At 55.7% G+C, this 12,589-nt stretch carries 9 protein-coding genes; 5 read left to right on the top strand and 4 right to left on the bottom strand.

From position 1 onward, the window contains the following. Positions 1 to 273 precede the first annotated feature (273 nt). The 3 genes from BLR09_RS20990 to BLR09_RS20980 all read left to right on the top strand — a co-directional run bounded on the left by BLR09_RS20990 (position 274) and on the right by BLR09_RS20980 (position 5,657). Positions 274 to 3,051 carry a 2-oxoglutarate dehydrogenase E1 component gene (locus BLR09_RS20990; protein WP_093207609.1) on the top strand — a complete coding sequence of 926 codons (2,778 nt, stop codon included), beginning with the start codon at positions 274 to 276 and terminating at the stop codon, positions 3,049 to 3,051. Positions 3,052 to 3,163: 112 nt separating this feature from the next. After that, positions 3,164 to 4,738 (top strand): 2-oxoglutarate dehydrogenase complex dihydrolipoyllysine-residue succinyltransferase, encoded by a 1,575-nt coding sequence (odhB, locus tag BLR09_RS20985; protein WP_093207608.1) that lies wholly within the window; start codon positions 3,164 to 3,166, stop codon positions 4,736 to 4,738. A 70-nt stretch (positions 4,739 to 4,808) separates the two neighbouring features. Next, positions 4,809 to 5,657, top strand: a complete 849-nt coding sequence (locus BLR09_RS20980; protein ID WP_394331415.1) for a glycerophosphodiester phosphodiesterase family protein — start codon at positions 4,809 to 4,811, stop codon at positions 5,655 to 5,657. Positions 5,658 to 5,712: 55 nt separating this feature from the next. On the opposite strand, the gene BLR09_RS20975 is transcribed toward BLR09_RS20980, so the two are convergent. The 4 genes from BLR09_RS20975 to mutS form a co-directional block, all read right to left on the bottom strand. Then, positions 5,713 to 6,786, bottom strand: a complete 1,074-nt coding sequence (locus BLR09_RS20975; RefSeq protein ID WP_176785630.1) for a DUF4932 domain-containing protein — start codon at positions 6,784 to 6,786, stop codon at positions 5,713 to 5,715. A 71-nt stretch (positions 6,787 to 6,857) separates the two neighbouring features. Then, on the bottom strand, positions 6,858 to 7,907 hold the full coding sequence (locus BLR09_RS20970) for a helix-turn-helix domain-containing protein (protein ID WP_093207603.1): 1,050 nt from the start codon (positions 7,905 to 7,907) through the stop codon (positions 6,858 to 6,860). A 2-nt stretch (positions 7,908 to 7,909) separates the two neighbouring features. Then, a complete protein-coding gene (locus BLR09_RS20965) occupies positions 7,910 to 8,320 on the bottom strand; it encodes a DUF1801 domain-containing protein (protein ID WP_093207602.1) in 411 nt (136 codons plus the stop codon). 130 nt (positions 8,321 to 8,450) lie between these two features. Continuing rightward, a complete protein-coding gene (gene mutS, locus BLR09_RS20960) occupies positions 8,451 to 11,093 on the bottom strand; it encodes a DNA mismatch repair protein MutS (protein ID WP_093207600.1) in 2,643 nt (880 codons plus the stop codon). Positions 11,094 to 11,335: 242 nt separating this feature from the next. Here mutS and BLR09_RS20955 point away from each other — a divergent pair, with 242 nt between their 5' ends. Then, positions 11,336 to 11,893 carry a hypothetical protein gene (locus BLR09_RS20955; RefSeq protein ID WP_143011175.1) on the top strand — a complete coding sequence of 186 codons (558 nt, stop codon included), beginning with the start codon at positions 11,336 to 11,338 and terminating at the stop codon, positions 11,891 to 11,893. 170 nt (positions 11,894 to 12,063) lie between these two features. Further along, the gene (locus BLR09_RS20950) at positions 12,064 to 12,537 is read left to right on the top strand and encodes a hypothetical protein (protein WP_093207597.1); all 474 of its coding nucleotides are present in this window, start codon (positions 12,064 to 12,066) and stop codon (positions 12,535 to 12,537) included. The last annotated feature ends 52 nt before the right edge of the window (positions 12,538 to 12,589 follow it).

Genomic DNA, 12,589 nt, shown 5'->3' with positions numbered 1-12,589 from the left:
GGACTAACACGTAACCGGCATACAGTTCGGGAACTCTTTTCCGTTGTTTTCTGAAACCTTAGCCTGAACAATTCACTTCCTGTGCATACCCGATCCGCTTCTCCCTGACCTGCCGACCGGAACTACTCCCGGGGCTTCTACGTTGGCTTCCGGAATGGCCGGACAAAAAGCTATACTTTTTTGGCGGATTTTTTATGGAAATTTCAGAATATTTTCCGCCCCACTGTTTCGCATCCCCTAACTTTGCCCAACTATTCGAGCAGTAAATCAGCTATGGACCAATATTCCTATATCGCCAACGCGGATGTTGATTACATTTCCGAGTTGTACGATCAATATCAACAGGATCCTGCCAGTGTGGATACCAGCTGGCAGAACTTCTTTAAAGGTTACGACTTCTCCCTTTTATACGGTGAAAACGGAGCCGGTACTCCCAACGGGAACGGTTCCGCCAACGGACAGGCAAAACCGGCCGATGCCGGCATGATCGCCAAGGAAGGTTCTGTACTCAGTCTCATCAAGGCGTACCGCTCACGCGGGCACCTGCTGGCCAAGACCAATCCCCTGGGGTATGATCGAGGCGTAGAAGCCCGTCTGACCCTGGCCGACTACAAACTGTCGGAAAAGGACCTCGACACCGTTTTTGAGGCAGGGCATTTCCTCCTCGGCCGCGCGGCTACCCTCCGGGAAATCATGGCGGCACTGGAAAAGGTGTATGCAGGGAAGATCGGCTTTGAGTACATGTATGTCCGGAACATGCCGGAAAAGGAATGGCTCCGCAACCAGATCGAGAAGGCAGCACTTGTTTTCGACCCGACGAAGGAAGAAAAAGAGCGCGTCCTGAAGAAACTCAACGAAGCCGTTACCTTCGAGCAGTTCCTCCACACCAAATTCCTCGGGCAGAAGCGTTTCTCCCTGGAAGGCGGCGAATCGACGATCCCTGCCCTCGACACCATCATCAACCACTCCGCCGATCAGGGTGTGAAGGAAGTGATGATCGGGATGGCGCACCGGGGCCGTCTGAACGTGCTGGTGAACATCATGCACAAGTCGTACGATGAAATCATCAGCGGCTTCGTCGGCCAGGTACCCGAAATCGAGGAAGATCTTCCGGATGACATCAACTTCGGCGGCGATGTGAAGTACCACCTGGGATACTCCAGCCTCCACGTAACGCCCTCGGGCAAGGAAGTCAGCCTTAAACTGGCGCCGAACCCCTCTCACCTTGAGACCGTTAACCCGGTTGTCGAAGGCTTCGTACGCAGCCGCGCAGACGGCATTTTCGACGGCGACTATGACAAGGTTCTCCCTATTCTCATTCACGGGGATGCGGCAGTAGCCGGTCAGGGTATCGTTTACGAAGTCACCCAGATGGCCAAGCTGCCGGCCTATACTACCGGCGGTACCATTCACTTTGTCATTAACAACCAGATCGGTTTTACGACCGACTCGGTAGAAGGTCGCTCGGCCATCTACTGTACCGATATTGCCAAGATCATCGACGCGCCGGTCTTCCATGTCAACGGAGACGATCCGGAAGCGGTCATGTTCGCCTCCAAAATGGCGGTCGAATACCGGCAGGAGTTCAACCAGGACGTATTCATCAACATGATGTGCTACCGTCGCTGGGGACACAACGAATCGGACGAACCGGCCTTCACCCAGCCGACGATGTACTCGCAGATCAAGCTCCACAAGAACGTGCTGGAGCTGTACAACGAGGAGCTCGTCAGCCGCGGCAAGGTCGACGCCCAGCTTGCCAAGCGCATGGAGTCGGAATTCAAGCAGTTTCTCCAGGATCGCCTTGACGGCGTGAAGCAGGCGGAAGCGCCGACGTTCCACCCGCTCAAACTCGACGAAGACTGGAAGGCCCTGCGCTACGGTTCAGCCGAGGATTTCGAGCAGTCGCCGGCAACGGGGGTTTCCCGCGAGATTCTGGACGAGATTTTCAAAGCCCTGACGACGCTGCCCGAAGGCTTCAAGCCGCTCAAGCAGATCGACAAGCTCATTACGGACCGGAAAAAGCTTCTTGCCGAAAACGGTCAGGTCAACTGGGCAACGGCGGAGCTCATGGCTTATGGTTCGCTGCTGCTCGAAGGCAAAACCGTCCGGATGACGGGCCAGGATGTGCAGCGGGGTACATTCAGCCACCGCCACGCCGTCCTCCACGATTCGGAAAACAACTCGACCTATACCCAGGTCAACCATATCCGGGAAGGCCAGGAGCAGATGGATATTTACAACTCCCTGCTTTCGGAATACGGCGTTCTCGGTTTCGAATTCGGCTATGCCATGGCCAACGCGCATGCGCTGGTCATCTGGGAAGCCCAGTTCGGTGACTTTGCCAACGGCGCGCAGATCATCATCGACCAGTTTGTCAGCTCCTGCGAATCCAAGTGGGGTCTGCAGAACGGCCTGGTAATGCTTCTCCCCCACGGCTACGAAGGTCAGGGTCCGGAGCACTCGAATGCCCGGCCGGAGCGCTTCCTGCAGCTTTGCGGTGATTACAACATGGTCGTAGCGAACCTGACTACGCCGGCGAACATTTTCCACATCATGCGTCGTCAGCTGACGTGGGATTTCCGGAAGCCGCTGGTCATCATGTCGCCGAAATCCATGCTGCGCCATCCGCTCAACGTTTCACCGATCGAAGACCTCGTGAACGGCGGGTTCCGCGAAGTAATCGGCGATCCGTACGCCGATCCGAAGAAAGTCAAGAAGGTACTTCTCTGCACCGGGAAAGTGTATTACGACCTCCTCGAGAAACAACAGAAGGACGGTCGCAAGGACGTGGCCATCGTGCGCGTCGAGCAACTTCACCCGCTGCCGCTGAAGCAAATCCAGGCCGAACTGGCCAAATATGCCAAAGCCCGGATTTACTGGGTACAGGAAGAACCGAAAAACATGGGCTACTGGTCGTTTATCCTCCGGGAATTCGGCTGCGGTCAGCTTGATGTTATTTCGCGTAAAACCTCGGCATCTCCGGCAACCGGCTTCCTCAAAACGCACAGCGAAGAGCAGGCGGCTTTGATTCAGGAGGCTTTTGCCTAACTTTAACACCAACCGGTCCCTGCTCCGTAGAACCGATCTTCTCCGGGGCAGGGATTGGCAAGTGAATATTTAAAATCCGAACGAATCCTCCCGCGAGGGGAAGTACCAAATCATGGCAATCATCGAAATGAAAGTCCCCGTCGTCGGGGAATCCGTCACCGAGGTTACCATCGCCACCTGGAACAAGAAAGAGGGCGACGTGGTAAAGATGGATGAGGTATTGTGCGAACTGGAATCTGATAAAGCAACATTTGAACTTCCCGCTGAAGCCAGTGGAACGCTTCACATCCTGGCCAAGGAAGGCGACACCCTCCCGATCGGAGCTGTTATCTGCTCGATCTCGACGGACGGCGCTGCTGCCCCGACCAACGGTGTAGCCGCTCCGGCCGAAGCTGCTCCGGCTCCCGTTGCCGAACCCGCGGCTGCTCCCGCAGCGCCCGTGGCAGAAGCTCCGGCCGCTTCCGGCGAGACCAGGGTCGTCGAAGTGAAAATCCCGGTGATGGGTGAGTCGGTTACCGAAGCCACCATCGCCAATTGGAACAAGAAAGAAGGCGACGCCGTCAAGATGGACGAGATTCTCTGCGAACTCGAATCAGACAAGGCGACGTTCGAACTGCCGGCAGAAGTAGCCGGTACGCTTCATATCGTAGCCGAGCCGGGCGCTACGCTGCCCATCGGCGCGGTGGTTGCCACCATTACCGTCGGCACAGGCGCAGCTGTTCCGGCGTCTGCACCGGTTGCCGCTCCGGCTGCTGCCGTTGCCTCGGCTGTTGTGGCCGATAAAGCAGGCGCGGTTACTCCCGTTGCCGCAGCTATCCTCGCCGAAAAAGGCATCAACCCGAAAGACGTACAAGGTTCAGGTGAAGGCGGAAAAGTAACGAAGGCCGACGCCCTGAAAGCGACGACCGCTCCCGCACCGACGCCTGCTCCCGCACCCAAACCGGCCGCAGCTCCGGCACCGGCAGCTCCCGCCGCTCCGGCTGGCGCACGTGCGGAGCGTCGCCAGCGCATGACTTCCCTGCGGAAGACCATCGCCCGCCGCCTCGTCGCCGTCAAGAATGAAACGGCTATGCTGACGACCTTCAACGAGGTGGATATGCAGCCGATCATGGAGCTTCGTTCCAAATTCAAGGATAAATTCAAGGAAAAACACGGCGTAGGCCTCGGCTTTATGTCCTTCTTCACGAAGGCGGTATCCGTTGCCCTGAAGGAATTCCCGGCCGTAAACGCTTCCATCGACGGAGACGAAATCGTCTACCACGATTACGTTGACGTATCTGTTGCCGTGTCGACTGAGCGCGGTCTGGTAGTGCCCATTCTCCGGAATGCCGACCAGCTGAGCTTCGCCGGTATCGAAAAAGGCATCCTGGACCTGGCTGTCAAAGCCCGGGACAACAAGCTGACGATCGAAGACATGTCAGGCGGTACCTTCACCATCACCAATGGCGGGGTATTCGGCTCGATGATGTCGACGCCGATCATCAACGCGCCGCAGGTGGCCATCCTCGGGATGCACAACATTGTGGAGCGCCCGGTTGTCGTCAACAAGGAGATCGTCATCCGCCCGATGATGTACGTCGCGCTGAGCTACGATCACCGCATCATCGACGGCAAGGAGTCGGTCAGCTTCCTCGTTCGTGTGAAACAACTCCTCGAAGATCCGACCCGTCTGTTGCTGGACGTTTAGGATTTTCATTCACGATAAATCCCCGCCGTAGCTCCCGCTGCGCCGGGGATTTTCCTTTTTCATCATGGCTATGAACCGATTACTGCTCGCCGGTCTGCTGTTGCTCGCAGGCTGCGCACCCAAAACATACCTTTCGGTCCCGAAAAACGGGCTGGAATCCTACCTCAAACCCGGCGGAAAAACCTTTATCAGCGCGCACCGCGGCGGCGGAGACTATGCCGGTTATCCCGAAAACTGCATCGAATCGTTCTCCTACCTGGCCCGGAAAGCCGCTATGGTCATCGAGTGTGACATCGGATTGACGAAAGACAGCGTACTTGTCATGCTCCACGACGACGTCCTGAACCGGACGACCACCGGCACCGGCAAGCTCAACGAAGTCAGCTATGCCTATACCCAGCAGCTTTTCCTGAAAGACAACGCCGGTACTGTCACGAAGTACCGCATGCCAACGCTGGAGAAGGTACTAAACTGGGGAAAGGGAAAAGTCATTTACACGCTCGATATCAAGCGGAATGTTCCATTTGAGAAGATAGTTGATCTCATTCACAAGACGCATACCGAGGATATCTCCGTCGTGATTACCTACAACGCGCAGGATGCCGCCAAAGTCCATCGCCTGGACCCGAACCTGATGATCTCCGTGACCATCCGGAACGAGGCCGAGTACAACCGCCACCACGAACTGGGTATTCCGGACAACCGCATGGTGGCGTTTGTCGGCACCCGCGAGCCGTCTGTTGAACACTATGCCTTCCTTCACAAAAAAGGTATCCCGTGTATTCTCGGAACCCTGGGTAACCTCGATAAAATGGCGCAGGCCCGCGGCGATAAGGTATACCTCGATTTTGTGAAAAACGGGGCAGACATTATGTCGACGGACCGGCCGCTGGAAATGGCGGAGGTGCTGAAGAAATAGCAAGGGGCAGAGGGCATGGGGTGAGAAGCTCTGCCCCATGCCCCATGCCCTCTGCCTACCTCCACCCATCCAGTACTCGCCTCACTGCTTCCGTATAGTTCAGGGAAGGCGTGCGTGAGTAGCGGGTCAGCTGATCAACGATTTCGGGGAGATAGATAAACTTCCGCTCGTTGGTATTGTAATCCAATAGCCGCCGGGCGTCTTCTTCCCTTCCGGCATTCCGGGCGATGACTACCTCTCCTGCGCGGACGAAATGTTCGTACAGACATATTTTCCAGGTTGGATAGCCCTGGTTTGTCATGGATTCACGAATGGGTTCGTAGCGCTTTTCCGTTGCCTGTATTGCTTCCGATTGTTGTTTGTCGATTTCGGGATTGGCAAACGGGTGGCTGAATTCGTGAATGGTCAGGTCGCGCAGTCGCTGTACGTCCGCGAAGCCGTTACTTCCTCCCTCCTGATTACTGACCGGCCCGAAGACGTTGAGTATGTGGTTCTTCCCCTCCTTTTGCTGCCAGATGCCGAAGCCCATACCAGCCGGAAGGGTCAGGCTCGGCACAAGTGTATAGCTGTCTTTTTTCGACCGGTAAAACTGTTCAATAGCAGTAACGATCGGCTCCTGAGGAAAGCGGGCTTTTACTTCTTTCGCTGTTTCGGCATAGAGAGGCGCTTCTCTTTTCCAGTAATTATCAAAATCGGCTTCCCGGTAAAAGGCATTCAGTCCATCCAGAAACTGCTGAGCCAATACCTTTGCTTCGGTTTTGTCTTTTTTCTGTGAGAAACGGAGATAGGCCGACTCGGAAATGGTTTCCGGCAACCGGGCATTGGGAAACTCGTCCACCTGCACCAGCAGCGCGATGAGGTAATCCAGCCAGAGGTGATCGGCAACGCCGAGGCTTTTCTGCAGGTTGGGACTCCCGGCGTACTGCCGGAACTCGGTGTAGTGTCGCCAGGCAATGGGGTACTGCCCCTTCTTTGCCGGGTCGGCTTCCAGCTCCGGCCCGTGAAAGCCGATGAGATAGGCCAGGCCGAGTACTTCCACATTTTTTTCGAAGCGGACGGGTAGTTCTTCGCCCCGAGACGTAATGGCTTTTCCAAAGAAAAGAAGAAGAAAGAGGATCGCTGTTTTCACGTTTTTTTGAAGCAAAACACGGAAAGCAGCGGGCGTCTGTCGACCGGAATCACGATTCCGGACCTCCGGAACTACGATTCCGGGCCTGTCTGTACGCGGCGAAAGTATTGAGAGGGCGTCTCGCCGGTGTGTTGCTTGAAGCTGTCGTTGAAGGACGATTTCGAGCTGAACCCGCTTTCGAGCGCGATACCGAGGAGGGTTTTGTGCCGTTCTTTCGGGTCACGCATGCGTTCGACGACTGTCTTCACGCGGTAGCTATTGACGAAATGGCTGAAGTTGGCGCCGTGGTAGTGGTTGACGAGCGCCGATACATAGCGCGGGGGAAGACCCAGTTCAGCAGCGACAGATTCCACCGTAATCCGCGCGACGGTATGTGCCTGCCCTGCTTCAAAAAGGTGGTTCAGGCGCTGCCATTCCTTGTCATCGTCAGCAGTACGTTCTTTCTTTTCGGGGGAAACAACAGGCGCCGTGAAAAACGTCGTCCGAAAACAGGCGATGAAACACAACAGCACAAATCCGCCGATCAGCAGGCTTTCCGTATAGCCAAAAAGAGGGAGTTGAAGGAGTACTTCTCCGATCCAGAGTAACGTGAGACCGGAAAGTACGCCAAACAGCGCCGCCAGACCGGCAGATAACCCGGCGGATTGCCGGAGCTGCCACGCCCGCAGACCGAAAAATACCATGACGCCGCCCATGGCCAGCACCGGGAGTATTTCCGTGAAAAACAGCCAGAATGAATTGTCCAGCAGCCGGACAACCTGCCCGGTGAGCTTCCCCCGCAGATAAAAGGCTGATTCTGTTACGATCTCAATAGCCGCAGGAGCAAAAAGCCAGCCATATACCGGCCTGAACCGGAAACCCGGTCGTGTGACCGATTGAATAAAGCACCAGAGCGCTGCCGGAATAATCAGAAAGGACTCCACCAGCCAGAAAGGCGGCATGCTGCGGTGCACTCCGCTTTGCATACCCCAGGCATTGAGCAGTACCAGCGACAGCACGAAGAGTACCAATCCGAGAAATACGCCGCCCCGGTTGCCGCGCAGGGAGGAAGCCATCAGTCCGACGCTCAGGACAATACCCTGACCGCCGGCGAGGAGGAGAAAAGCCGTTTCAAGGGACATGATCAGCCGTTGGAACTATGGGCAAGGGATTCGGTAATCAGCTGTTTGAGGACAGCAATATCAATATCCGACAGTTTCTTTATATACAAACAGGCCTTGCTTGTTTTGTGCTTTCCCAACCGTGCGAGCAGCTCCTCCCACTCCGGAAACCCCTGAAACAGGTACAGCACCTGTGAGTCTTTTCGCGGCGAGAATCCGATCAGCGGCATATCCCCTTCGTGTCCGCTCGCGTACTTGTAATGATAGCTGCCGAAACCGATGATGCTCGGCCCCCAGAGCTTCGCCGGGAAGCCGGAAAGTTCTTCCATCCAGGCGAGGAGCTGCCTGCCGTCGCTCCGCCGGGTTTCGTCGGGTACGGCTTGGAGGAAATCTTCGACGGAGGCGTTGGTTTCGGTGGTTTTGTTTTTGGCCATGGTCGTTGCGGGAGAACAATCGGTTTATGCCATCCGCAGCACCCCGCTGCGGATTATGTCGCTCAGCTACGTGCCGCAGCCGAATTTGCTGACTACAAACGTACTTTTCAAACCAGACAATACCCCGCCCCTACTCCATCACCCGCTTCATCTCATTCAACTTCAGCAACGCCTCAATCGGGGTTAAGGTATTGATATCCAGCCGGGAAAGTAATTCTTCGATTTTCTCGAAGCGCGGGTCTTTCTCGGCGCCGAACAGGCTCATCTGGTATACCGGCGCGGGCTTGGGTACTTCGCGGATTTTTTCGGTATGCTTTTCGCGGATGTGATCCTGTTCGAGGTGCGCCAGGATTTCATTCGCGCGACTGACAATACCCCGGGGCATCCCCGCCATCTGCGCCACGTGGATACCGAAGCTGTGCTCCGAACCGCCGGGTTTCAGCTTCCGGAGGAAAATCACCTTGTTACCGGCTTCCTTCACCGATACATTGAAATTCCGGATACGCGGAAAATCCTCTGCCAGCTGGTTCAGCTCGTGGTAGTGCGTCGCAAACAGGGTTTTCGGGCGGGCCGTAGGCAGGCTATGCAGGTATTCGGTGATACTCCAGGCAATGCTGACGCCGTCGTACGTACTGGTGCCCCGGCCGATTTCATCCATGAGAATCAGGCTTCTGTCGCTCAGGTTGTTGAGGATACTCGCCGTTTCGGTCATTTCCACCATAAACGTACTTTCCCCTTTGCTGAGGTTATCCGATGCGCCGACGCGCGTAAACACCTTGTCTACCAGCCCGATCTCCGCCGCCGATGCGGGTACATAGCACCCCATCTGGGCCATGAGGGTAATCAGGGCGGTCTGCCGCAGCAGCGCTGATTTACCGGCCATGTTGGGCCCGGTAATCATGATGATCTGGTGGGTTTCGTCGTCCAGAAAAATATCATTCGGAACGTACGTTTCGCCCAGCGGCAGCTGCTGCTCGATGACGGGGTGACGGCCTTCTTTGATGTTGATCGCCTTGCCTTCGGTCACCTGCGGTTTGACATACCGGTTTTTCCGGGCCGTCCGCGCGAAACTCAGCAGGGTATCCAGCACGGCCAGTACCTGGGCGTTTTGCTGGATCGGCCCGACATATTCGGCCGCGGTTTGGATGAGCTCGTTGAAAATCCGCTGCTCGATGACAAAAATTTTGTCTTCCGCATTCAGGATCTGGTCTTCGTATTCCTTCAGCTCCGGCGTGATGTACCGCTCGGCATTGACGAGCGTCTGCTTCCGGATCCACTCGGGCGGTACCCGGTTTTTATGGGAATTGGTGACTTCGAGGTAATACCCGAATACCTTGTTATACGCAATTTTGAGGGACGTAATGCCCGTATTCACAATCTCCCGGTTCTGGATACTGATCAGAAAATCCTTCCCGGCATAAGCGATCTGGTGGAGCTGATCCAGGTCGTGGTCTACGCCCGAGCGGATCATATTTCCCTGATTCGTCACCAGTGGAGGGTCTTCCCGAAGCTCGGCTTCGATCTTGTCAAACAGGAATGGACAAGGATTGAGCTGCCCGGCGTATTTCTTCAGCAGGTCAGTACTATGCTGGGAAAGCAGTTGCTGAATCGGAGCGATGTGGGAGAGCGCCCGCTTCAGCGCGAGCATTTCGCGGGGGTTGATCCGGCGTACGGCGACTTTCGAAATCAGGCGTTCGAGGTCGCCGATCTGCTTCAGGTGGGCTTCCAGTCTGTCGGCCAGTTCGGGGTCGTTCAGCAGCAACTCTACCGTGTCGAGGCGCTCGCGGATCGGTTTCAGCTCTTTCAGCGGCAATACCATCCACTTGCGCAGCATGCGTGCGCCCATCGGCGTGAGGGTCTGATCGAGTACCTGAATCAGCGGCACGCCGCCTTCCTGGGCCGACGAGACCAGCTCCAGGTTGCGGATCGTGAAGCGGTCGAGCCAGACGAACTTTTCCTCTTCGAGCCGTACCAGGCTGGTAATGTGCCCTACTTCCCGGTGCTCGGTTTCGGCGAGGTAATGAAGAATGACCCCTGCCGCCACAATTCCTTCCGTGAGGTTTTCCACACCAAAACCTTTCAGCGTGGTGGTATGAAAGTGACTAGTCAGAAGCGGGTAGGCAAAGTCAGAAGTAAACGCCCAGTCATCCAGTTGGTACGTATTCAGCTTGTCGCCGAAAAGCTGACCGAATTCCGCTTTGTTTTTCTTGCAGAAGAGTACTTCGGCAGGACTGAATCCCTGCAGCAGCTTTTCCACATACGCCGCGGAGCCCTGTGTTGTCAGGAATTCGCCCGTTGAAATATCGAGAAAAGAAATTCCGATGCTGTCTTTTTGGAAATGAACGGCCGCGAGGTAGTTGTTCCGCCGTACGTCCAGTACGTTATCGTTGAACGATACCCCCGGCGTGACGAGCTCGGTAACGCCCCGGCGGACGATACCCTTGGCCGTTGCCGGGTCTTCCAGCTGATCACAAATAGCCACCCGCTCACCGGCACGTACCAGTTTGGGGAGGTACGTATCGAGGGAGTGGTGCGGAAAGCCTGCCAGCGGCGTCTCTTCGGCGCCGCCGTTATTCCGCTTGGTGAGGGTAATACCGAGAATTTTGCTCGCCCGGACGGCGTCTTCCCCGAACGTTTCGTAAAAATCGCCGACCCGGAAGAGCAGAATGGCCCCGGGGTACTGGGTTTTGATCTGGTTGTACTGGCGATTTAACGGGGTTTCCTTCGCAGCTTTTGCCGCTTTCACGGCGCCATCCTTCGGGGGTCGAGACATAATCGATTGGTAATTAGGATTCTGAGCGGGTCGGACGGGTCGTGAATGACAGGATACTGACCAGCCGCCCGGGTAGCTCAGAGCAAAGATAGCCAATACTTCTCTCCGGGGATAGTCTGCCCGGCGGTAACGCCTTCTTTCCAGCCTGCGGAAGCGGCAGGGTATGTACTACCGGTTTTTTTCGGGAGAAGGGAACTTCTTCCGCGATATTCGTGTAATTTTGCAACCAAGTTGCAAGAGCTATGAAGTCATTGATGTATGCTTCCACGTCGTTGCTGACGGTTGTCGCCCACTGGTTTTGCTGCCTGCTGCCCATCGCGGCGGCGGTACTCGGCCTGGGCGGATTTTCGTCTGCCATGTCGTGGGTGGTCAACTACCGGGCATACCTGATCGCTGCCCAGGTGGTGTTGATGGGCTGGTCGTTTTATCACCTGTATTTTCAGCATGCCGGAGAAAGCAGGCGCGCCCGCTGGGAGCGCGCGATGCTCTGGGTACTGGTCGGCTTTTCGGTCGTTGCCTGGGCAATGCCCCACCAATGGCTGATGTCGAACGACCAGAAGCTGGCTACTGCACAGGTACAGCGGGTTTTCAACGCCCGCAAAGTAACCCTGTCGCTTCAGGACCGGACAACTCCCCGGGAAGTAGAGCAAAGCCTCGCCCACCTCAGCGGCGTTCTGCAATTGAAACCGGAAGAAGCCGGGACGGTATCTGTCCGCTATGATTTCCGCCGCATCAGCAAAGACCAGCTCCTGGATGTATTGCGTAAGCAGGGAGTGGCCGTGGAGGAAGTGGAGCTGTAGGGAATGCTGTAAGCGTTAAGCTATAGGTTGTAAGCATTAAGCTACAGGCGTTAAGCCGGAGGCAGAGGGTTTAGTCGCGCCTTTTTTTCTTTTTCTTTCGAAAGTGTATCGCATATTGCATACAGCTTAAAGCATATAGCGTTCTATTCCGACTACACTACCTTTTCACCATGCGTAAACTCCTCCTCCCCGCCCTCATTCTCGGGCTTGCTGCCTGTCAGGAAAAAGAAAATCCGCAATTGAAGGAAGCCGCTGTTATCCACAACGAAGCCCATGAAATCATGGAGCAGGTGGAGCCGGAAATCAAAGACCTGGACCTGCTTCAGTCGGCGCTGACGACAAAAAAAGCGACGGCAAAAGACACGGCGGCTATTTCCGCGGCGCTGGTGGCCGTCAATCAGGTGAAAGCCGAATTCAAGGAATGGGAAGAAAACCTCGTGACTGTACCCGGTGTGGAAGACGAGCATGAGCACCACGATCACAAGGAAGGCGAAGAGCATCACCACCACCACGAGCATAAGAAAGCACCGGACGTAGCACCGGATCAGCACCTGGCCATTCAGAAAGAAATCAAGAAAAATATCGAGAAAATCCAGGCAGATCTGAAAGCGGCCAAAGCGCAGGCAGAGGCCCTTCTCAAATAATCAAATACCCTTCTGTGTAGTCTGTGTTTTCTGTGAGATCTATTATTTTTTT

The sequence above is a fragment of the Siphonobacter aquaeclarae genome, assembly GCF_900103285.1.
Taxonomy (GTDB): Bacteria; Bacteroidota; Bacteroidia; order Cytophagales; family Spirosomataceae; genus Siphonobacter; species Siphonobacter aquaeclarae.
This window is presented reverse-complemented; position numbering and strand designations above follow the sequence as displayed.

Coding starts and splice junctions, on each gene's coding strand:
- BLR09_RS20990 (WP_093207609.1), top strand. CDS start 274: ATGGACCAATATTCCTATATCGCCAACGCGGATGTTGATTACATTTCC.
- odhB (WP_093207608.1), top strand. CDS start 3,164: ATGGCAATCATCGAAATGAAAGTCCCCGTCGTCGGGGAATCCGTCACC.
- BLR09_RS20980 (WP_394331415.1), top strand. CDS start 4,809: ATGAACCGATTACTGCTCGCCGGTCTGCTGTTGCTCGCAGGCTGCGCA.
- BLR09_RS20970 (WP_093207603.1), bottom strand. CDS start 7,907: ATGTCCCTTGAAACGGCTTTTCTCCTCCTCGCCGGCGGTCAGGGTATT.
- BLR09_RS20965 (WP_093207602.1), bottom strand. CDS start 8,320: ATGGCCAAAAACAAAACCACCGAAACCAACGCCTCCGTCGAAGATTTC.
- mutS (WP_093207600.1), bottom strand. CDS start 11,093: ATGTCTCGACCCCCGAAGGATGGCGCCGTGAAAGCGGCAAAAGCTGCG.
- BLR09_RS20955 (WP_143011175.1), top strand. CDS start 11,336: ATGAAGTCATTGATGTATGCTTCCACGTCGTTGCTGACGGTTGTCGCC.
- BLR09_RS20950 (WP_093207597.1), top strand. CDS start 12,064: ATGCGTAAACTCCTCCTCCCCGCCCTCATTCTCGGGCTTGCTGCCTGT.